Raw genomic sequence first — 20,243 nt, 5'->3', positions numbered from 1 at the left:
TCCAGATCGCCGCCGTGGGCGGCGGGCAGGCAGCTGCCGGGGCCGCGCCGCGGCGGTCCACCCGTCGCCCCCGCCTGTGCCCCGTCCGTCGCGACGCAGGGTCCTCGGCGCATCGACGCAACGCTTATCCTGTGCCCCGACCGCATTACCGGAAGGGATCGCATGCCGTCGCGGCAGGACCAGCTGCACTCGTACCAGTTCACCGTCCAGCGGGCGGTCGCCGCCCTGGTGATGCGGGAGACCGACCCGGCGCGGTCGCCGTTCCGGCGGCTGGCCGGGGCGGCCCTGGCCAGCGTCCTGGTCGCGGCCATCGGCCTGGGCGGCTTCGCCCTCTACGGCCTCTTCGCCGGCGGCGGCAAGACGTGGCGTGACGCGGGCGCGGTGATCGTCGAGAAGGAGTCCGGCGCCCGGTTCGTCTACCGGGAGCAGAAGCTGCACCCGGTGCTGAACTACGCCTCGGCGCTGCTGATCATCGGCGCGGACCGGCCGAAGACGGTGCTCGTCTCCCGCCGCGCCATCGACGGCGTGCCGCGCGGGCTGCCGCTGGGCATCGCCGACGCCCCGGACTCCCTGCCCGCGCGGAGCCGGCTGTCGACCGCGCCGTGGACGGTCTGCTCGGTGGCCGCCGGCGAGGACGACCGGTCGGCACCGCGGTCGGCGCTGCTGATCGGCGTGGCCGGCGACGGCGGCCGGGCCCTCGGCGACGACGCGCTGCTGCTGCGCCACCCCGACGGCGGGCTGCACCTGGTCTGGCACCAGCGCCGCCATCTGTTGCGTGACCCCAACCGGGTGCTCGCCGCCCTGGCGGCCACCAGGGCCCGGGCGGTCCCGGTGGCGCCCGCGCTGCTCAACAGCCTGCCCGCGGGCGCCGACCTCGCCCCGCTGGCCCTGCCCGACGAGGGGGAGCGCTCGGTCCGGGTGTCCGGGGCGCGGATCGGCGACGTCTACCTGGTGCGCAACTCGGGCGGCGGCCGCCAGTACGCGGTCGCGCTGCGGGACGGCCTGGCCGGCATCACCGAGTTGCAGGCCGGCCTGCTGCTCGCCCGCACCGGCCAGGGCGAGCCGGAGCCGATCACCCTCGGGCGCTTCGCCGCGCTGCCGAAGCTGCCCGACCTCGCGCCGACCGGGCCGGCCGCCCCGCCGCCCGCGCCACCCCGGCTGGCCGCGCCCGAGGGATCCGCGCTCTGCGTGCGGGTGGGCGACGACGGCGGGGCGAGCGAGGTCACGCTCGGCGTACGCCTGCCCGACCTCGCCGCCGCGCCGCGCGCCGCGCCCCCGGCGTCCGGCGGGGTCCGCGCGGACCACGTCGTGGTGGAGCCCGGCCGGGGCGCGGTGGTCGAGTCGGTCGCGGCGCCCGGCGCGTCCGGTGGCGCGGTCTCCGTGGTCACCGACCTGGGCCGGCGCTACGTGCTCGCCGGCGGGGAGGTGCTCGGCATGCTGGGCTACCGCGACGTGCGGCCGGTGCGGCTGCCGGCCGGCCTGGTCAGCCTGGTGCCCGCCGGCGCCACTCTCGACCCCGCCGCCGCGCGGGTGGTGGCCACCCCCGCCTGACCCGGCCGGCCCGCCGGCTCGGCGCCGGCACGGTCGGCTCGGCGTCGCCGCGGACCGCTCTGTCTCGGTGTGGCCCGGTCGGGTGCCGCCCGCCGAAGCGGCGCGGCCTCAGTCGGAAGGGCGGCGCAGCACGGTGACGGCGAAGTCGGCGTCGTCGCGCCACGGACGCAGGTCCCAGGTGGCGAAGCGGTGCTCCAGCCGCAGCCCGGCGGCGACGGCATCGGCGTCGAAGTCGGTCAGCGGGTAGCCGCGGTCGGTGCCGAAGCCCACCGCCACCACGCCGCCCGGGCGCAGGTGGGCGGTGACCCGGCGGAGCACGTCCCGCTCGGTGCCGGGGGCGACGAACACCAGCACGTTGCCGGCGATGACGGCCCCGTCGAACGGCTCCGGCTCCCCGGCGGCCGCCAGGTCCAGCTCGGCCAGGTCGCCGACGAGCCAGCGCGGACCCGGGTGGTCGACGCGGGCGGCGTCGACGAGCGTCGGGTCGGCGTCCACACCGACGACCGTGTGCCCCCGGGCGGCCAGCGCCGCGCCCACCCGACCGGTGCCGCTGCCCGCGTCGAGGATCCGGGATCCCGGCGGGACCAGGACGTCCAGCAGTCGGGCCTCGCCGGCCAGGTCGGCCCCCTCGGCGGCCAGCCGGCGGAACCGGTCGATGTACCACTGCGAGTGCTCCGGGCCGGTCTCGGTCACCCAACGGGTCGGCTTTCCCATGCGGTCACCGTAACCGGATCGCCGCCGGCCTCCGGCGGTGGGCGTGCCCACGCCGCGCCCGGCAGGGGCGGGCGACGTGGCGCGGAACGGGCCGGAGCCGGACGGCGGTCCGCCGGGCGGGCGGGGCACGTCCGCCCGGCTGCGCGACGGTGGTCAGGTCAGCGCGAGGAAGGCGGCGGCGGTGAGCGGGGCGCCGACGGCCGCCCCGGCGAGCACCTGGGCCACCGTGTGGTCGCGCAGGCGCACCCGCGACCAGGCCACCGCGGCGACCAGCGGCCAGAGCGCGTGCAGCGCGGGGCCGAAGACCAGCACCAGGACGGTCACCGAGCCGGCGGCGGTGGCGGCGTGCACGCTGAGCTTCCACCAGTGGTTGACCGCCGTGGCGGCCGCCCCGTTGACGAGGGTGGCGGCCATCAGCGCGACCAGCGGTCGGGGCGCGTCGAGGGCGGCCAGCAGCGCGACGCCGACCGCCACGGAGGCCAGTCCGAGGGCCAGGGGTCGCAGCCGCTGCGTGTGGTCGCCGATGTGCCGGTCGGTCAGCCAGCCTCGGCGTACGCCGTACACCACCACGCCGACCGGGACGACCGCGCAGAAGAACAGGGCGGCGCCGCCCCAGCGCAGCACGCCGCCGAGGCTGCCGGTGGCCCGGGCCGCCACCACCAGCGGCATGACGGTGACCAGCACGCTGGGCGCGAGGACCTCGGTGACCAGCCGGGCCGCCCGCCGGCCGGGGCCCCGGTCGATTGGGTCGACGGCGGCCGGGCCGCCGTCGGCCGGGTCGACGGCGGGCGCGCCGGCGCCGGGCGGGTCCGTCGCGGGCGGGCCGCCGGGGTCGGTTCCGGTGGCGGGGGAGGCTTCCACCGGGACATCCTCAGGCGAGCCGACGCCACGCGGCAACCCCGCCCCGCCTCACCCCTTCTCGGCGCCGCTGGTGAGCCCCTCGGTGAGCAGCCGTTCGCTGGCGAAGAAGAGGATCACGATGGGCAGGGTGAGGATCACCGAACCCGCCATCAGCACCGTCTTCGGCACCTCGACGCCGTCCGCCAGCTGCGCCAGCCCCAGCGACACCGTCCACCGGTTCGGCTTGTCGACCAGGAAGAGCAGGGCGAAGAGGAACTCGTTCCAGGCGATCATGAAGTCGTACAGGGCGACCGCCATGATGGACGGCGCCGCGAGGGGAAGGCTGACCCGGCGGATGATGCCGAGCCGCCCGGCGCCGTCGATGGCGGCCGACTCCTCCAGGCTGACCGGGATGGTCTCGAAGTAGTTGCGCAGCATGTAGACCGAGACCGGCAGGGTCTGCGAGATGTAGACCAGCACCAGGCCCAGCAGCGAGCCGCGCAGCCCGGCCCGGGTGAAGACCACGAAGAGCGGGATCGCGATGACGATCGACGGGAACAGGTAGACCGCCAGGAAGAGAAAGTCGACCTGCCGCCGGCCGAAGAACCGCAGCCGGGCGACGGCGTACGCGCCGGGAATCGCCACGACCAGCGTCAGCAGGGTCGCCGCGACGGCGACCAGGCCGCTGTTGCGCATGAAGGTGAGGAAGCCCTGGCCGCCGTCGTCGGCGGCCTTGACCACCTCGGCGTACGTGTCGAAGGTCAGCTCGCCCAGGCCCACGACCAACGAGCCGGGGTCGAGCAGCAGCCGCTCGATGGGGCGCACCGAGAGCACCAGCATGTAGTAGAAGGGGAAGACGGTGACCAGCAGGAACGCGGCGATCACCAGCCGGCGCAGCCAGCGCAGGCCCACCGTCTCGACCCGGTCCCGGTCCATCAGTCGACCCTCCGTCCACCGAAGAAGCGCAGGTACACCAGCACGAACACGATCAGCACCACGGCGAGCACGACCGCCTGCGCCGCGGCCGCGCCGATGTCCGTGCGCGCGGTCAGGAACTCGTAGACCCGGACGCTGACCACCTCGGTGCCGGCGGCCCCGCCGGTGAGCAGGTAGACGTCGTCGAACTTGTTGAACGTCATGATGAAGCGCAGCACGCCCAGCAGGCCGATCACCGGCAGCAGCTGCGGCAGCAGGATGTGCCGGAACCGCTGGGTGGGGGTGGCCCCGTCCACCCGGGCGGCCTCCTCCAGCTCGCCGGGCACCGCCTGGAGCCGGGCGAGCAGGAACAGGAACGCGAACGGGAAGTAGCGCCACGCCTCGAACGCGACGACCGTGGCCAGGGCCGTCGACTCCTGGGACAGGAACGGCACCGGGGTGTCCCAGCCGAGGAAGCGCCGACCCCAGTCGTTGACGATGCCGAGCTGCGGGTCGAGCATCACCTGCCAGACGAAGGTGACCGCGACCACCGGCGCCACGTACGGCAGCAGCATCGACGCGCGCACCAGGGTGCGGCCCCGGAACGGCCGGCGTACGACGAGCGCCGCCACCAGACCGAGCAGGATGGAGCCGGCGGTGCTGGCGACGCTGTAGACCAGCGTGGTCCACAGCGTGTCGGCGAAGCCCGGGGTGTTGAGCACCCGCTCGACGTTGTCCATCGTGAACTCGCCGAAGAGCCCGGTGCGGCGCAGCGTCGCCAGGCGTACGCGCTGGAAGGCCAGCACCACGGTCCAGACGATGGGGATGCCGATGACCGCGACCACGACGAGCAGGGTCGGGGCGACCAGCGCGAGCCCGGCGCGCGCCTCGCGGCGGCGCAGGGTCAGCGGCCGGCGGCGGGGGGCCGGGGCCGGCCGATCCCGGGTGGGGGAGCGGCCGGTGCCCGGCGCGGCGCTGGTCAATTGACGCCCGCCTTGATCGCCTCCACGTCCTTCTTCGCCCGGCCGGCGGCCGCGGCGGCGTCGGACTTGCCGGCGACCACGTCGTTCAGCGCCTTGGGCACGGGCAGCTCGCCCAGGATCGCGCCGACCAGCTTGCCCTGGCCCTGCGTGAGGCCCCACCGCTGGAAGGTGTCGGGGCTGCGCCGCAGGCCGGCGAGCACCTCCTCGCCGTAGACCTCGGCGAGCGGCTTCTTGGCGTCCACCCCGGCCTGGCTGGCGTTCCAGGCGGTGTGGAACTTCTCCGGCTCGGCCGGGGTGCCCTTGCGGACGGGGAAGCGCCCCTCGGGCGACATGCCGAACCAGCGCGGGTACGCCTCGCCGAGCAGGTGCTCCACGAAGGACTTCGCCGGGTCGGCGGCGGCGCCGTCGAGCACCGCCCACGAGCTGATCTCGCCGTACTGGGCCGGAGCGGCGCCGTTCGGGCCCTTGATCGCGGTGACGAACCCGCTGTTGCGCGCCAGGAAGGCCGGGTCGGCCTGGCACTGCGGGCAGGTCGGCTTGGCGTCGTCGCGCAGCCCGGCCAGCTCGTCGAGGATGAACGGCGACCAGATCAGCATGGCCGCCTTGCCGGCGAAGTAGGTGGCCCGCGTGGTGTCCACGTCCTGCGCGCCCTTCACGGAGCTGGTGCGCATCAGGTCGCCGTAGAAGCGGAACGCCTCGACGCACTCGGGGGAGTCCAGCCGCACGGCACCGGAGTCGTCGGTGAGCTGGCAGTTGTTGGCCAGCGCCAGGTGCTCGAAGGTCTGCTGGGTGAACACGTCGCCGGGGGCGGTGGCGGCGGTGATGCCGGCGACGCCGCCGGTGTTGAGCTTCGCGGCGGCGGCGGCGATCTTCTCGTACGTGTCGGGGGCGGGCAGCCCCGCGGCGTCGAACAGGTCCTTGCGGTAGACGAGGAGCTGCCCCCAGCCGTCGCTGGGCACGGCGAGCTGCCTGCCGTCGTCGGCGGTCAGCTCCAGCGCGCGCGGCGAGAAGGTCTGCCGGCCGAGCGCCTCGACGACCTCCGCGTTCGCCGAGGGGTGCAGCAGCTCGTTGCCGGCGAGGGTGCGCACCCCGGCCAGCGACACCGACCCGACCACGTCGGGCAGCTCGCCCGCGGCGGCGCTGGAGGCGATCAGCGAGGGGAACTGGTCCTCGTTGACGGTGACCAGGTCGACGGTGATGCCGGTCTTCGCGGTGAAGTCCGCGACGATCGCCTTGGTGGCGGTGACCCGGTCGGCCACGTCCTCCAGGCTCCACACGGTGATCTTCTTGCTGTCGCTGTCGGATTCTTCGTCGCCGCAGGCCAGCAGGCCGGCCCCGGTGACTGCCATGATCAGGGTGGCGGCGAGTATCCGCATCGGAGGTGCTGACATCGATGGCACTCCTCTCGAAGGGTATACAAGGGATTCAACGCCTTCGATTGATCAATTACAAGACATATACCGATTTTTTGCCTACGATGGAACCCAGTGCTACCGGGATGTGACTCATGGTCAACTGGGTTGTCTCTCTGGCCGGGCCCCGACGGATCAGCCTCGAGCCCTGCCCCCCGGATCCGATCGGCCCCGGTCAGGTCCGCGTCCGCACCTGCTACTCCGGCATCTCGGCCGGCACCGAGCTCACCCTCTACCGGGGCAGCAACCCTCGGCTGAGCAAGGACTGGGACGACGTCAGCAGGATGTTCGTGCCCCGGCAGACCTCCGTGCCGTACCCGCTGGTCGGCTTCGGCTACGAGGAGGTCGGCGAGGTCGTCGAGGTCGCGCCCGACGTGGCCGACCGGCGGGCCGGGCAGGTGGTCTGGGGCATCTGGGGGCACCGCGCCGAGGCGGTCGTGCCCGCCGACGCCGTGCACCCGCTGCCCGCCGGGCTGGATCCGCTCGCGGCCGTCTTCGCCCGCCCCGGGGCGATCGCCCTCACCGCGGTGCTCGCCGGCGACCTGCACCTCGGCGACTGGGTCGGAATCTTCGGCCAGGGCGTCATCGGGCTGCTCGCCACCCGGCTCGCCGCCCTCTCCGGCGCCCGGGTCGTCGCCGTCGACCGGGTGGCCGCCCGGCTGGCGCACGCCACCCGGCTCGGCGCCCGCGTCGCCGTCGACGCCGGCGCCGAGTCGGCCGCCGCCGTCCTGCGCCGGGCCACCGACGGCCGGGGCGCGGACGTCTGCCTGGAGCTGTCCGGGGCGTACCCGGCGCTGCACGAGGCGATCCGCTCCACCACCCACGCCGGCCGCGTCGTGGCCGCCGGCTTCTACCAGGGGCAGGCCGACGGGCTCGGCCTGGGTGAGGAGTTCCACCACAACCGGATCCAGCTGGTGGCGGCCCAGGTCTCCGGGCCGACCCCGGCGCCCGGCATGGCCGGCCGGTGGACCGGAGCCCGCGTCGCACACACCTTCATGGACCTGGTGGCCGAGGGCAGCGTCGACCCGCTGCCGCTGGTGAGCCACGTCGTCGACGCGAGCGCGGTGGCCGACGCGCTGGCGCTGCTCGACCGCGGTGACGGTGACGCCCTCCAAGTCGTGCTGAGGTTCCCATGACCATTCCCCTGGCCTGTCAGGAGCAACTCCTGCCGGGCACCGACCTGATCCAGAAGTACGCGCTCGCCACCGCGCTCGGCTACGACGCGATCGAGCTGCGCGGCCGGGGCGACCTCGCCCTCGCCCGGCGGCTGCCCGAGCTGCGCCGGGCCCGCGCCGCCGGCGTGGTCATGCCCACCGTCTGCGTCGAGATGGACCACTTCATCGGCGACTTCGATCCCGACCGGTCCCGCGACGCGGTGCGCAACCTGCGTTCCCAGCTCTCCGTGATCGCCGAGCTGGGCGGCGTCGGCGCGATGACCCCGGCGGCGTGGGGGATGTTCTCCCGGCGGCTGCCGCCGTTCGAGCCGCCCCGCTCGCCCGCCGGCGACCGGCAGGTGCTCGTCGACGCCCTCGGCGAGCTGGGCGAGCATGCCCGCGCGGAGGGCGTCACCCTCTTCCTGGAACCGCTGAACCGGTACGAGGACCACATGGTCAACCGGCTCGGCGATGCCGTCGCCCTCTGCGCGGCCGTCGGGCTGCCCTCCGTCCGGGTCGTGGCGGACACCTTCCACATGAACATCGAGGAGGACGACGTGCACCGGGCCCTGCGCGCCGCCGCGCCCTACCTCGGGCACGTGCAGGTCAGCGACTCCAACCGCTACCAGCCGGGCGCCGGTCACCTCGACTGGCCGGCCCTGGTCCGCACCCTGCTGGAGATCGACTACCGGGGCTGGCTGGCCCTGGAGTGCCGGCTGCGCGGCGACCCCGTCCGCGCCCTGCACCAGGCCGCCGCCGTGCTGCGGCACGCGCTGCCCCGGCAGGCGGCGGCATGAGCACCGGCACCGCCGGCGGCCGGCACACCGACGGCCGCCGGCGCGCCGAGATCGTCGACGGCCGGCCCGCAGACACCGTCGGCGACGGGCCCGCCGACACCGTCGCCGACGGGCCAGACACCGTCGGCGGCGGACCGCGCGGCGGACAGGGCGGCGCGGCGGGTGCGGGACCCGCCCCCGGCGCCCGCGACGCCGGGGCGCTGCGCCGCCTCGCCGTCGCCACCCTCGACGGCAACTGGGAGCACGACCACACCGTGCCCTCGCGCACCCTCTACCCGCACCAGTGGAGCTGGGACTCGGCGTTCAGCGCGATCGGCTGGGCCCACGTCCGCCCCGACCGCGCCTGGCGGGAGCTGGCCAGCCTGTTCCGGGCGCAGTGGGCCGACGGACGGGTGCCGCACATCGTGTTCAACCCCGCCCTGCGGGTGGGTTCGTACTTCCCCGGGCCCGAGTTCTGGGGCTCGGCCCTCGCCGACGGCGCCCCGGCCGCCGCCACGTCGGGGCTGATCCAACCGCCGGTGCACGCGCCGGCCGCGTGGCTGGCCTACCGCCGGTGCCCCTCCGAGGACGGGCGGGCCGCGCTGCGCCGCCTCTATCCCGGGCTGGTGGCGCAGCAGCGCTACCTCGCCACCCACCGGGACGTCGGCGGGGGCGGGCTGGCCTGCGTCGTGCACCCGTGGGAGTCCGGGCTGGACAACAGCCCCGCCTGGGACGCGCCGATGGCGGCGGTGCCCGCCGACGCGGCGGTCATGCGCGCGTACCGCCGGCACGACACCGCGCACGCCGACGCCGCGCACCGCCCCACGGACCTCGACTACGCCCGCTACGTCGCGATCGTCGCGTCCTACCGGGAGCACCGCTACCGCGACGATGGCCTGGCCGCCCGGCACCCGTTCCTGGTGGAGTGTCCGCTGGTCAACGCGGCGATGGGGGCGGCCGAGCACGCCCTCGCGCGGATCGCGCCGCTGGTCGGTGCGGACCCGGGCCCGCACCGGGAGCGCGCCGCCCGGATCACCGAGGCCCTGGTGCGCCGGCTGTACGACCCCGCGACCGGCACCTTCCAGCCCCGGGACCTGCGCGCCGACCGTCTCGTGCCGGCCCGGACGGTGCTCGGCCTCGTCCCGCTGGTCCTGCCCGACCTGCCGGCCCGGCAGGTGTCGGCGCTGGTCGCCGAGGCGTGCTCCCCGCGGTTCGGGCTGGCCGCCCGGATGGACCGGCCGCTGCCCAGCCACGACCGCACGGCGCGGGACTTCGAGCCGCTGCGCTACTGGCGCGGGCCGAGTTGGATGAACGTCAACTGGCTGGTACGCCGGGGGCTGCTCACCCACGGCCACCCCGACCTGGCGGCCGGCCTGCGCGACTCGATGATCGAGCTGGTGGCCCGGGCCGGCTGCCACGAGTACTTCCACCCGGACACCGGCGCCGGGCTGGGCTCGCCGGCCTTCGGCTGGACGGCCGCGCTGCTGCTCGACGTCCTCGCCGACGACCCGGCCGGCTGAGCCGACCCGGCCGCCCGGTCAGCCGGCCGGGATCAGCTCCCGCAGCAGCCGCTCCACCCGAACCCGGATCTCGTCGCGGATCGGGCGGACGGCCTCGACGCCCTTGCCGGCCGGATCCGCCAGCCGCCAGTCCTCGTAGCGCCTGCCCGGGAAGACCGGGCAGGCGTCGCCGCAGCCCATGGTGACGATGACGTCCGAGGACTCGGCCGTGGCGTACTCCAGCAGCTTCGGGGTCTGGTCGCTGATGTCGACGCCGACCTCCCGCATCGCCTCGACGGCGGCCGGGTTGACGGTCCCGGCGGGCGCCGAGCCGGCGGAACGGACCTCGACGGCGTCGCCGGCGAGGTGGCGCAGCCAGCCGGCGGCCATCTGCGAGCGGCCGGCGTTGTGTCCGCAGACGAACAGGACACTGGGTTTGTCGCTCACGGAGGGTGCTCCCTTTCAGCGCGGAACGGAGACGGTCGGCCGGCCCGCGGCCGGCGACGGGAAGAGTCGGCGGCGCGCCCAGAGCGAGACGTAGACCAGGGCGACCAGAACCGGCACCTCGATCAGCGGCCCGACCACGCCGGCCAGGGCCTGCCCGGAGGTGACCCCGAAGGTGCCGATCGCGACGGCGATGGCGAGTTCGAAGTTGTTGCCGGCAGCGGTGAAGGCGAGCGTCGTGGTGCGCTCGTAGCCGAGGCCGACCGCCCGGCCGAGGGCGTAGGAGCCGGCCCACATCACGGCGAAGTAGACCAGCAGCGGCAGCGCGATGCGGGCCACGTCCAGCGGCCGGTCGGTGATCGCCTCGCCCTGGAGGGCGAACAGGATGACGATGGTGAAGAGCAGCCCGTACAGCGCCGTGGGGCCGATCCTCGGCAGGAACCGCCGCTCGTACCAGTCGCGCCCCCGGGCCCGCTCGCCGAGGCGACGGGTGAGGTAGCCGGCCAGCAGCGGGATGCCGAGGAAGATCAGCACGTTGGCCGCGATGTCCCAGCCGGAGACGGCCAGGGCGGCGCCCTGGAGGCCCAGCCAGCCGGGCAGGACGGCGAGGTAGAACCAGCCGAGCAGCCCGAACGCGAGCACCTGGAACACCGAGTTCAGCGCGACGAGCACCGCGGCGGCCTCCCGGTCGCCGCAGGCCAGGTCGTTCCAAATGATCACCATGGCGATGCAGCGGGCCAGCCCGACGATGATCAGCCCGGTCCGGTACTCCGGCTGGTCGGGCAGGAGGACCCAGGCCAGGGCGAACATCAGCGCGGGCCCGACGAGCCAGTTCAGCAGCAGCGAGGAGACCAGCAGCCGCCGGTCGCCGGTGACGGTGTCGAGGCGGTCGTAGCGGACCTTGGCCAGCACCGGGTACATCATGATCAGCAGGCCGAGGGCGATCGGCAGCGAGATGCCGCCGATCTTCACCGCGTCGAGCGCGGTGTCCAGGCCGGGCACCAGCCGTCCGAGCAGCAGGCCGGCGGCCATCGCGAGGCCGATCCAGACCGGCAGGAACTGGTCGAGGCGGGACAGGCGTCCCACCACGGCCGTGGCGGCCGGATCGTCGTGGGCGGTGGTGGTCACGGGGCTCCCGTTCGGGTCGTGGGTGTCGGCGCGTCGGCGGGTGTGGGCCGGCGCGACGCTGCTGGCATGACGGCGGGGGCGAGCCGGTCGACCCGGGCCTCCAGCTCGGCGTACGCCGCCTCGAACGCCTCGTCGGTGTCGACGCGGACCGGGTCGGGAACCGACCAGTGCAGCCGCGGCCGGACGGGGCCGGTGAGGTCCTCGTGGGCGTTGTCGCAGACGGCGACGACCAGGTCCTCGGCGCGGACGACGTCGTCGACGTGGGCGGTGCCGACCGGGTCGAGGCGCAGGCCGTGGCGGCGGGCCACCGCGACGGCGCGCGGGTGCACCCGGGGCGCCGGGGCGGTGCCCGCCGAGGCGGCCGGGGCGTGCGTGCGCCACGTCCACAGGGCGGCGGCGAGCTGGGAGCGGGCGGAGTTGTGGGTGCAGACGAAGACCACCCGGCGCGCCTCGTCCAGCGGCGGCGGGGTCAGCGTCGCCAGCGCCGCCGGGCACAGCCGCAGGTAGGTGCGGCGCCGGTCGCCCTCGGACCGCGAGCGGGCGACCAGGCCGGCGTCGGTGAGCACCTTGACGTGGTGGGCCACCAGGTTGGTGGGCAGGCGCAGGGTCTGCGCGATCTCGCCGGGCGAGGCGTCGCCCAGCAGCAGCGCGTCCACGATCGCCAGGCGCGCGGGCTCGCCCAGGGCGGCGTGGATCCGGGCGCGCGCCGACAGGGAAGGCTCAGTGTCCATTGACTCAACCATTGCTGAGCTATCCGGCGGATGTCAAGCGGGAGTGCCGCGCCGCACCGCTCGGGTGGAGGTTGGCCACACCGCGGGTGGCGGTGACGGTGGTGGGCGGTCGGCCGGGCCGGGCGGCTCGGGTCAGCAGCAGGTCAGCAGGTAGGCGCGCAGGTCCGTCAGGGCGGCGAGCGCCCCGTCGCGGTCGGCCCGGTAGTACACCGTCTTGCCGGCACGCCGCGACGTCACCACCCGGCCGCGTCGCAGCAGGGTGAGCTGTTGTGACGCGGTGGCCTGGCTGATCCCCGCGCGCTCGGCCACCTCGCCCACGGAGAGCTCGGCGCCCTGCGCGAACAACATCATGATCCGCTGCCGGGTCGGGCTGCCCAGTGCCTTCAAAAACTCCTGCGTGGCCGGCCCCAGCCCGCTCGGGGGGTCGCCGGAGGGCTCGCTCGACGGCCGGGGCGTCGCCTGGTCCATGCCCCCAGCCTTCCGCACCGTCATCATATTGTCATTCAACGAAACGACGGATCTGTCAGGCGTGCGGGAGCAGGTCGACCGGCACCACGGCCACCGGTCGACCGGCACCACGGCCACCGGCGGGGCGTCGGTCCGGTGGAGCGACTGATTCGGCCCGGCCGGGCCCGGCGCGTCGTTTGCCGGCGTCGGGCGGGGGTATGCGCGGGGCCGGTGACGACAGGAGGGCGCCGTGCGGTTTCCCCTATTCGTCGACGCGGTGTCCCGCCGGTCGGGGCTGTCGAGCGCCCGGTCCGCCACGATCGCCCGCGCCGTGCTGCAGACGATGGTGGAACGGATGACCGGCGGCCGGTCCGGGGACCTGGCCGGGCACCTCCCCGACGAGCTGGACGGCTACCTGGGCGCGCCCGGTCCCGTGGGCGGCCCGCCGATGGCGTTCGGGCCGGCGGAGTTCCTGCGCCGGGTGGGGGAGCGGGCCGGGGTGGACGACGCCACCGCCCGGACCGGCACCGCCGCCGTCTTCGCCACCCTGCGGGAGGCGGTCACCGTCGACGAGTTCCGCGAGATGGTCGCGCGGCTGCCCCGGGACTTCGACGGCATGAGCCAGCCGATCCCCCGGCCACCGTATGACACCTGACGGGCGGCCGGTTCATCGGAGGTTCACAAGTCGCCTGTGGACATCGACCCCAATCACAGGAAGACTGACGGCCTGAGGGAAGTTTCGCCGCAGAATTACCGGCCGGTAAGCAAATAGACCGAAACTCCTCTACGCGCCAGAGGGATGATCGGACGGACTTCTCCGGCCGTTGCGCGAGGGGTCATCGACTGTTCGGCTGGACTCTAATCGATGATCTTTCGAGCCAGGCATCGAGCCTTATGCTGCTTCCATTGTGAAGTCCTGGGGGGGATCATGATCGCGTTTGTCGAACGCTGCACGCTGCCCTCGAGCGGGTCCGCCACCGCGCGCTGACATGGCAGAACCGACGGTAGTCAATCGTTTCGGCGCTGTCGCCGCCCGTCGACCCGATCAGCCGGCAGTCCTCGGCGAGGGCGCCCCGCTCAGCTACGCCGCGCTCGCCGGCGCCGCTGGCGGGCACGCCGCCGCCCTCGCCGCGGCCGGGTGCCGGCCCGGCGACCGGGTCGCCCTGCTCACCGGGCACGGGCCCGCCACCATCGTCGCCATCCTCGGCACGCTCGCCGCCGGGTGCGCGTACGTGCCACTGGACCCGGGCTTCCCGGAACAGCGGCTGCGGCACATGCTCGCCGCCGCGGACGTCGGCACCGTCCTCTGCGGAGTCGAGCACGCCGGGCTGGCCCGCCGGCTCACCGCCGACCTGCCGGCCGTGCGGGTGCTGACCGTCGACGACGTTCCGGCCGCGCCGCTGCGGCCCGTGCCCGTCGACCCGGACGCGCTGGCGTACGTGCTGTTCACCTCCGGCTCCACCGGCGTGCCGAAGGCGGTCGGCCAGACCCACCGCAACCTGCTGCACGTGGTGGACAACCAGATCGCCGCCCTCCACATCGGACCGGACGACCGGCTCAGCCTGCTCGCCTCGTTCAGCTTCGACGCGGCGATCCCCGACCTCTACCCGGCGCTGCTCGCCGGGGCCGCCGTCGTCCCGGTGGAGCTGCGCCGGCACGGCCTCGCCCACGCCGTCGAGCAGCTCGCCCGGCACGGGGTCACCGTCTACCACTCCACCCCGACCGTCTACCGCTTCCTGCTCGACACCCCCGGCCCCCGCCTCGACCGGGTGCGGGTCGTGCTGCTCGGCGGCGAGCAGGCCACCCACGCCGACGCGGCCCGCGGGCGGGACCGCTTCGCCCCCGACTGCGTGCTGGTCAACGGTTACGGCGCCACCGAGATGACCTTCGCCGCCCACCACGCGCTGCCGCTCGCCGACGCCGACCCCGCCGCCACCGGCCCGCTGCCGATCGGCGTGGCCCTGCCCGGTTACGAGCTGCGCCTCGCCGAGGACGGCACCGGCGCCCACGAGAGCGGCGCCGAGGGCACCGGGGAGATCGTGGTGCGCAGCCCGCACCTCGCCCCCGGCTACCTCGACCAGGACAGCGACCGGTTCTCCGTCGACCCCGACGGCGTGCCGACGTACCGGACGGGGGACCTCGGCGCGCGGCTGCCCGGCGGGGAGCTGATCTGCCTCGGCCGGCTGGACCGGCAGGTCAAGGTGCGCGGGTTCCGGGTCGAGCTGACCGAGATCGAGGCGGTACTCGCCGACCAGCCCGGCGTCGCCGGGGTTCGCGCCATCGCCCGCGACGGCGAGCTGCTCGCGTACGCCCGGCCGGGCGGCGGCGAGCTGGACCCGGCGGCCCTGCGCGACGCTCTCGCCCGACGGCTGCCGGACTACGCGCTGCCGCGCGCGGTCGTGGTGGTGCCCGAGTTCCCGCTGACCGTCACCGGCAAGATCGACGAGCGGGCGCTGCCCGACCCGGCGCGGACCGTGCCCGCCGGAGAGGCGCCGGCCACGCCCACCGAACGGATCGTGCACGACATCTGGTGCGAGGTGCTCGGGCGCGACGCCGTCGCCCGCACCGACAGCTTCTTCGACGTCGGCGGCCAGTCCCTGCTGCTCGGTCGCGTGCAGCAGCGGTTCGCCGAGCGGTTCGGGGTGCGGCTGTCGATGCTCCAGCTCTTCGAGCACCCGACCGTGGCCGCGCAGGCCCGGCTGGTCGACACCCCGCCGGAACCGGTCCGCGCGCCCGTCGCGCCCGCCCCCGTCGCGCCGGCGACCGCCGCCCGGGAGTACACCGGCGAGGAGATCGCCGTGGTCGGCCTCGCCGGCCGGTTCCCGGGCGCGCCCGACGTCGCCACCTTCTGGTGGAACCTCTGCGCCGGGGTGGACTCGATCCACGACCACACCGACGAGGAGTTGGCCGCCCTCGGCGTGGGTCCCCGCCTGCGCGCCGACCCCCGGCACGTCAAGGCGGCCGGCCGGCTCGACGGGGTGGCCGACTTCGACGCCGAGTTCTTCTCCTTCGGCGCCGACGAGGCCGCCCGCACCGACCCCCAGCACCGGCTCTTCCTCGAGACGGCCTGGGAGGCCCTGGAGGATGCCGGGCACGACCCCGCCCGGTTCCCGGGGCTGGTCGGCGTCTACGCCGCCACCTCCGCCAACCGGTACTTCCTCTTCCACCTCATGGACAACCCGGCGGTGGTCGGCGACGTCGACCCCGACGACTGGGAGGCCCGGCTCGTCGGCCGGCAGTTCACCGACCACCTGCCCGGCCAGGTGGCCTACCGGCTCGGCCTGACCGGCCCGGCGGTCGCCGTGCAGAGCGCCTGCTCCAGCTCGCTGGTCGCGGTCTGCCTCGCCGCGCAGAGCCTCGCCGACTACCAGTGCGACATCGCGCTGGCCGGCGGCGTGAACGTCACCTGGCCGCGCTACCGGCACACCCCCGGCGGCCTGGCGTCCCCGGACGGCCGCTGCCGCGCCTTCGACGAGGCCGCCGCCGGCGCCGGCTTCGGCTCCGGGGTCGGGGTGGTCGCCCTGCGCCGACTCGCCGACGCCCAGGCCGACGGCGACCGCATCTACGCGATCCTGCCCGGCTGGGCGGTCACCAACGACGGCGCCGACCGCGCCGGGTTCGCCGTACCCGGGCCCGCCGGGCAGGCCGCCGCCGTCGCCGGCGCGCTCGCCGCGGCGGAGGTCGCCCCCGGCGAGGTCCGCCTCATCGAGGCCCACGGCAGCGGCACGCCGCTCGGCGACGCCATCGAGGTCGCCGCGCTGCACGAGGTGTACGCCGGCGCCGGCCCCGCCGACACCTGCGCGCTCGGCTCGGTGAAGACCAACATCGGCCACCTCGACGCGGGCGCCGGCATCGCCGGGCTGATCAAGGCGGTGCTCGCCGTGCAGCACGGCGTCATCCCGCCGAACCTGCACTTCACCCGCCCGCACCCGGAGATCGACCTGGCCGGCGGCCCGTTCTACGTGCCGACCAAGGCGCGGGACTGGCCCGAGGCGGCACGCCGGGTGGCCGGCGTCAGCTCGTTCGGGTTGGGTGGCACGAACGCGCACGTGGTGGTCGAGCAGCCACCCCCGGCCGAGCCCGTCGACGGCGGGGACGCGCCCGCGTACCTGCTGCCCGTCTCGGCGCGGACCCCGGCGGCGCTGCGGGCGGCGCTGACCCGGCTGCGGCAGCACCTCGCCGGGGCCGCCCCGGCGCTGGCCGAGGTCGCCGCCACCCTCGCGCTGGGCCGGCGCGCCTTCGGCTGCCGGGCGGCCGTGGTGGCGGCCGACCCGGCCGGCGCCGTCGCCGCGCTGGACGAGCTGCTCGCCACCGACGCCCGGCTGGCAGGCGACCCCGGCGAGCTGCGCGAGCTGGCGGCGGCCTGGATCGCCGGCCGGGACGTGGACTGGACGGCCCTGCACCCCGAGGGCGCGGTCCGGCGCACCGGCCTGCCCACCTACCCGTTCCAGCGCCAGCGGTACTGGATCGACCCCCCTCAGAAAGGCGCGCGGTGAACTGGTTCCTCTCCGCCGGCCGCCGTGACCCGGCACCGGTGCAACTGTTCTGCCTGCCCTACGCAGGCGGCGGCGCGAGCGTCTTCCGGCGCTGGCAGGACGGGCTCGGCGCGGACGTCGAGGTGCTGCCGGTGCAGCTGCCCGGGCGGGAGAACCGGATCAGTGAGGACCCGGAGTTCCGGGTGGCCGACGTCGCCTCCGCCGTCGCCGACCGGGTCCGTGGCCCGTACGCGATCTACGGCCACTCGATGGGCGGCCGGGTCGGCTTCGAGGTGGTCCGCGAGCTGCGCCGCGCCGGCCGTCCGCTGCCGCTGCGGCTCTACGTCGGCGGCGCCCGCGCCCCGCACGTGACGGCGCCCAGCCTCTTCGACGGGCTGTCCAGGGTGGACGACGACGAGCTGCTGCGCCGTCTCGGCGCCGGCGGCGGCCTGCCGGCCGAGCTGCTGGCGCACCCCGAGCTGGTCGAGCTGCTGCTGCCGCTGCTGCGCGCCGACTTCGGCCGGGTCGACAGCTACCACTACGTCCCGGGCGAGCCGCTGCCGGTGCCGATCGTGGCGTTCAGCGGCCGGCACGACCGCGCCGTCACCCGCGAGCACAGCGACGCCTGGCGCGAGCACACCGCCGCCGGCTTCACCCTGCGCGAGATCGACGGCGGGCACTTCTTCCTCAACGACCGGCTCCCCGAGCTGCTCGCCGCGATCCGCGCCGACCTCGACGCGGCCCTGGAAGCCGACGCGGGACCGGCCGCCGCGCCGGCGTCCGGCGGCCGGGCCCCGCGGGTGCCGGGCGGGCACCGCGTGCCGCTCGGCGACACCGGCTGGTCGGTGTGGCGGGACGCCATCCTGCGCACCACCGGCTTCTCCGCCGACGGCCTGACCATGCTGTCCGCGCCGCAGGCCGCGGCGGCCGCCGACGAGCTGCTCGCCACCGGGGACGGCGCGGAGCGCTACGACAAGGAGTTCGCCGAGGCCGCGACGGCGGCCGGGCGGCGGATCACCGAGCTGGCCGCCGACCCGCTGCTGCGGGAGGCGGTCACCTGGCAGAACCGGGGCGCCCTGGTCGCACTCGACGGCCTGGCGCGCGGCGGCCCCGACCCGGCCCGCAACGTGCGGCGGCGGGACCGGGAGCGTGCCCTGCTGAAGTACTGGCAGCGGTACTGCGGCAAGAACGAGACGGTCGGCTTCTTCGGCCCGAGCTGCTGGGTCACCCTCGACCCGGCGCGCCCGGAGACCGCCGACGTGCGCCCCGGCCCCGGCCTGACCCGGCGCCGCTGGGTGTGGTTCGAGTCCTGGGCGCTCAGCGCCTACGCCGACCGGATCGGCCAGGACGTGGCGGTGCGCGCCTGGTGGGCGCCGATGCTCTGCCCGCAGCTGAGCCTCGCCGACCGTACGGTCCGGCGGCCCGGCCGGCCGCCGGTGACGCTCACCCCGGTGGAGGCGGCGCTGCTGGCCGCCGCCGACGGCCGGCGCCCCGCCCGCGAGCTGGTCGCCGACCCGGCGATCGGGCTGCGCCGCCCCGAGGACGGCTACGCGCTGCTGGACCGGCTGGTCGAGCGCGAGCTGATCACCTGGGACGCGGCGCTGCCGGTGAGCCCGGACGCGGAGGACGTGCTGCGGCGGCGGATCGAGGCGATCGGCGACGAGTCCGCCCGGCAGGGCGCCCGCGCCGGCTTCGACCGGCTCTGTGCCGCCCGGGACGCGGTGGCCGCCGCGGCGGGCGACCCGGAGCGGCTGTGCGCCGCCCTCGACGCGCTCGACGCGACCTTCACCGAGCTGACCGGGCAGCCGCCGCGCCGTCGCGCCGGCCAGATGTACGCCGGCCGCACCCTCTGCTACGAGGACAGCAGCCGCGACCTCGACGTGGTCTTCGGCAAGCCGCTGCTGGACCGGATCGCCGCCCCGCTCGCGGTGCTGCTCCAGGCGGCCCGCTGGCTGGTCGGCGCGCTGGAGCGGGCGTACGACGCGGCGTTCCGCGAGCTGCACGACGAGCTGCGCGCCGAGACGGGCGGCGCCCCGGTGGCGCTGGCCGACCTGTGGTTCCTGGCGCAGGGCCTGTTCTGGGGCGACGGCGCCCGCCCGGTGGACGCGGTCGCCGCCGAGTTCGCGGGCCGCTGGGCCGAGCTGTTCGGCCTGGCCGCGCTGCCGCCGGGGACGACGGAGGTCCGGCTGCCGGTGGCCGACCTGGCCACCCGGGTCGCCGAGGCGTTCCCGGCCGGCCGGCCGACCTGGCCCAACGCCCGGCTGCACAGCCCCGACCTGCAGATCTGCGCCGCCGACGCGGGGGCCCTGGCGCGCGGCGACTACACCGTGGTCCTCGGCGAGCTGCACGCCGCCTGGGCCTCCTTCGACTGCCAGGTCTTCACCCCGTCGCACCCCGACGTGGGCCGGCTGCGCGACGCGCTCACCGAGGACCTCGGCGAGCGGCGGATCCGGCTGCTCACCCCGACCGACTGGCCCCGGCGCACGAGCCGGGTCGCCGAGGCGCTCACCGGCCTGACCGACCGGCAGTTGGCCTTCGCGCCCGCACCCGGCGCCGACCCCGACCGGGTGCTGCCCACCGTCGACCTGACCATCGTCGACGAGGGTGGCCGGCTGTTCGCCACCGCCCCGGACGGGGAGCGCTGGACGCTGCCCGAGCTGTTCGCCCCGCTGCTCAGCGCGCACGCCGTCGACGGGTTCAAGCTGGTCAGCCCCGCGCCGTACACGCCCCGGATCACGGTCGGTGAGCTGGTGGTGGCGCGGCAGACCTGGCGCACCACGGTCGGCGAGAGCGGGCTCGCCGCGGTCACCGGCGAGCGGGAACGGTTTCTCGCGGTCCGGGACTGGCGCCGCCGCCTCGGCCTGCCCGAGCAGGTCTACGTCAAGCTCGGCACCGAGACCAAGCCCTGCTTCGTGGATCTCAGCAGCCCCGCGTTCGCCAACATGTTCTGCGCCATGGTGCGGGCCGCCCGCACCGACGGCGACGACGGCACCTCCCTCTCGGTCAGCGAGATGCTGCCCACGGTCGAGGACGCCTGGGTGCCCGACGCGGCCGGCCGGCGCTACTTCAGCGAGCTGCGGCTGCACATCGTGGACGCCGACGAGCGGGAGGGCGGCCGATGAGCGAGCGTCAGCGAGTGAATCATCGGTGCAGTGCGGTGGTGCCTCATGGCGG

Annotated in this window: 16 protein-coding genes; 7 read left to right on the top strand and 9 right to left on the bottom strand. The window is 75.5% G+C overall.

Translation table 11 applies throughout. The features are described 5' to 3' along the window. Positions 1-162: 162 nt before the first annotated feature. On the top strand, positions 163-1,551 hold the full coding sequence (gene eccB / locus ACGF7U_RS26295) for a type VII secretion protein EccB (protein WP_393111016.1): 1,389 nt from the start codon (positions 163-165) through the stop codon (positions 1,549-1,551). A gap of 108 nt (positions 1,552-1,659) precedes the next feature. On the opposite strand, the gene ACGF7U_RS26290 is transcribed toward eccB, so the two are convergent. From ACGF7U_RS26290 to ACGF7U_RS26270, 5 genes are all read right to left on the bottom strand, one after another. Then, a complete protein-coding gene (locus ACGF7U_RS26290; protein WP_393111015.1) occupies positions 1,660-2,265 on the bottom strand; it encodes a class I SAM-dependent methyltransferase in 606 nt (201 codons plus the stop codon). Positions 2,266-2,418: 153 nt separating this feature from the next. Next, positions 2,419-3,126, bottom strand: a complete 708-nt coding sequence (locus ACGF7U_RS26285; RefSeq protein ID WP_393111013.1) for a phosphatase PAP2 family protein — start codon at positions 3,124-3,126, stop codon at positions 2,419-2,421. A gap of 48 nt (positions 3,127-3,174) precedes the next feature. Beyond that, positions 3,175-4,041 carry a carbohydrate ABC transporter permease gene (locus ACGF7U_RS26280; protein ID WP_393111011.1) on the bottom strand — a complete coding sequence of 289 codons (867 nt, stop codon included), beginning with the start codon at positions 4,039-4,041 and terminating at the stop codon, positions 3,175-3,177. Then, positions 4,041-5,003: a carbohydrate ABC transporter permease gene (locus ACGF7U_RS26275; RefSeq protein WP_393111009.1), complete on the bottom strand. Its 963-nt coding sequence runs from the start codon at positions 5,001-5,003 to the stop codon at positions 4,041-4,043. Before ACGF7U_RS26275 ends, ACGF7U_RS26280 begins: the two co-directional genes overlap by 1 nt. After that, positions 5,000-6,394: an ABC transporter substrate-binding protein gene (locus ACGF7U_RS26270; protein WP_393111007.1), complete on the bottom strand. Its 1,395-nt coding sequence runs from the start codon at positions 6,392-6,394 to the stop codon at positions 5,000-5,002. The genes ACGF7U_RS26275 and ACGF7U_RS26270 overlap by 4 nt, the downstream gene beginning before the upstream one ends. A gap of 116 nt (positions 6,395-6,510) precedes the next feature. On the opposite strand from ACGF7U_RS26270, the gene ACGF7U_RS26265 reads away from it, so the two are divergent. The 3 genes from ACGF7U_RS26265 to ACGF7U_RS26255 are packed head-to-tail and all read left to right on the top strand — an operon-like array spanning position 6,511 to position 9,865. Then, on the top strand, positions 6,511-7,551 hold the full coding sequence (locus ACGF7U_RS26265) for a zinc-binding alcohol dehydrogenase (RefSeq protein WP_393111005.1): 1,041 nt from the start codon (positions 6,511-6,513) through the stop codon (positions 7,549-7,551). Then, positions 7,548-8,366 carry a sugar phosphate isomerase/epimerase family protein gene (locus ACGF7U_RS26260; RefSeq protein ID WP_393111003.1) on the top strand — a complete coding sequence of 273 codons (819 nt, stop codon included), beginning with the start codon at positions 7,548-7,550 and terminating at the stop codon, positions 8,364-8,366. Before ACGF7U_RS26265 ends, ACGF7U_RS26260 begins: the two co-directional genes overlap by 4 nt. After that, a complete protein-coding gene (locus tag ACGF7U_RS26255) occupies positions 8,363-9,865 on the top strand; it encodes a hypothetical protein (RefSeq protein WP_393111001.1) in 1,503 nt (500 codons plus the stop codon). The genes ACGF7U_RS26260 and ACGF7U_RS26255 overlap by 4 nt, the downstream gene beginning before the upstream one ends. Positions 9,866-9,883: 18 nt before the next feature. Here ACGF7U_RS26255 and ACGF7U_RS26250 read toward each other — a convergent pair whose 3' ends face one another. The 4 genes from ACGF7U_RS26250 to ACGF7U_RS26235 all read right to left on the bottom strand — a co-directional run bounded on the left by ACGF7U_RS26250 (position 9,884) and on the right by ACGF7U_RS26235 (position 12,615). Then, complete coding sequence (locus ACGF7U_RS26250) at positions 9,884-10,291, bottom strand: arsenate reductase ArsC (protein WP_393110999.1); 408 nt, start codon at positions 10,289-10,291, stop codon at positions 9,884-9,886. A 15-nt stretch (positions 10,292-10,306) separates the two neighbouring features. Continuing rightward, positions 10,307-11,416 (bottom strand): ACR3 family arsenite efflux transporter, encoded by a 1,110-nt coding sequence (gene arsB, locus ACGF7U_RS26245; RefSeq protein ID WP_393110997.1) that lies wholly within the window; start codon positions 11,414-11,416, stop codon positions 10,307-10,309. Beyond that, positions 11,413-12,147, bottom strand: coding sequence for a helix-turn-helix domain-containing protein (locus ACGF7U_RS26240; protein WP_393110995.1), 735 nt, complete (start codon positions 12,145-12,147; stop codon positions 11,413-11,415). Before ACGF7U_RS26240 ends, arsB begins: the two co-directional genes overlap by 4 nt. Positions 12,148-12,279: 132 nt before the next feature. After that, positions 12,280-12,615, bottom strand: a complete 336-nt coding sequence (locus tag ACGF7U_RS26235) for an ArsR/SmtB family transcription factor (protein WP_393110993.1) — start codon at positions 12,613-12,615, stop codon at positions 12,280-12,282. A 229-nt stretch (positions 12,616-12,844) separates the two neighbouring features. On the opposite strand from ACGF7U_RS26235, the gene ACGF7U_RS26230 reads away from it, so the two are divergent. The 3 genes from ACGF7U_RS26230 to ACGF7U_RS26220 all read left to right on the top strand — a co-directional run bounded on the left by ACGF7U_RS26230 (position 12,845) and on the right by ACGF7U_RS26220 (position 20,191). Continuing rightward, positions 12,845-13,249 (top strand): DUF2267 domain-containing protein, encoded by a 405-nt coding sequence (locus ACGF7U_RS26230; RefSeq protein ID WP_393110991.1) that lies wholly within the window; start codon positions 12,845-12,847, stop codon positions 13,247-13,249. A 334-nt stretch (positions 13,250-13,583) separates the two neighbouring features. Continuing rightward, the gene (locus ACGF7U_RS26225; protein WP_393110989.1) at positions 13,584-17,090 is read left to right on the top strand and encodes an amino acid adenylation domain-containing protein; all 3,507 of its coding nucleotides are present in this window, start codon (positions 13,584-13,586) and stop codon (positions 17,088-17,090) included. Continuing rightward, positions 17,087-20,191, top strand: a complete 3,105-nt coding sequence (locus ACGF7U_RS26220) for a thioesterase domain-containing protein (RefSeq protein ID WP_393110987.1) — start codon at positions 17,087-17,089, stop codon at positions 20,189-20,191. Before ACGF7U_RS26225 ends, ACGF7U_RS26220 begins: the two co-directional genes overlap by 4 nt. Positions 20,192-20,243 lie beyond the last annotated feature (52 nt).

Source organism: Micromonospora sp. NPDC047670 (assembly GCF_043204915.1).
In the GTDB taxonomy this organism is placed as follows: Bacteria; Actinomycetota; Actinomycetes; order Mycobacteriales; family Micromonosporaceae; genus Micromonospora.
Note: the sequence above shows the minus strand (reverse complement) of the source record. Positions and strands in the feature narration are given on the sequence as shown.

Coding starts and splice junctions, on each gene's coding strand:
- eccB (WP_393111016.1), top strand. CDS start 163: ATGCCGTCGCGGCAGGACCAGCTGCACTCGTACCAGTTCACCGTCCAG.
- ACGF7U_RS26280 (WP_393111011.1), bottom strand. CDS start 4,041: ATGGACCGGGACCGGGTCGAGACGGTGGGCCTGCGCTGGCTGCGCCGG.
- ACGF7U_RS26265 (WP_393111005.1), top strand. CDS start 6,511: ATGGTCAACTGGGTTGTCTCTCTGGCCGGGCCCCGACGGATCAGCCTC.
- ACGF7U_RS26240 (WP_393110995.1), bottom strand. CDS start 12,147: ATGGACACTGAGCCTTCCCTGTCGGCGCGCGCCCGGATCCACGCCGCC.
- ACGF7U_RS26290 (WP_393111015.1), bottom strand. CDS start 2,265: ATGGGAAAGCCGACCCGTTGGGTGACCGAGACCGGCCCGGAGCACTCG.
- ACGF7U_RS26270 (WP_393111007.1), bottom strand. CDS start 6,394: ATGTCAGCACCTCCGATGCGGATACTCGCCGCCACCCTGATCATGGCA.
- ACGF7U_RS26235 (WP_393110993.1), bottom strand. CDS start 12,615: ATGGACCAGGCGACGCCCCGGCCGTCGAGCGAGCCCTCCGGCGACCCC.
- ACGF7U_RS26255 (WP_393111001.1), top strand. CDS start 8,363: ATGAGCACCGGCACCGCCGGCGGCCGGCACACCGACGGCCGCCGGCGC.
- ACGF7U_RS26260 (WP_393111003.1), top strand. CDS start 7,548: ATGACCATTCCCCTGGCCTGTCAGGAGCAACTCCTGCCGGGCACCGAC.
- ACGF7U_RS26225 (WP_393110989.1), top strand. CDS start 13,584: ATGGCAGAACCGACGGTAGTCAATCGTTTCGGCGCTGTCGCCGCCCGT.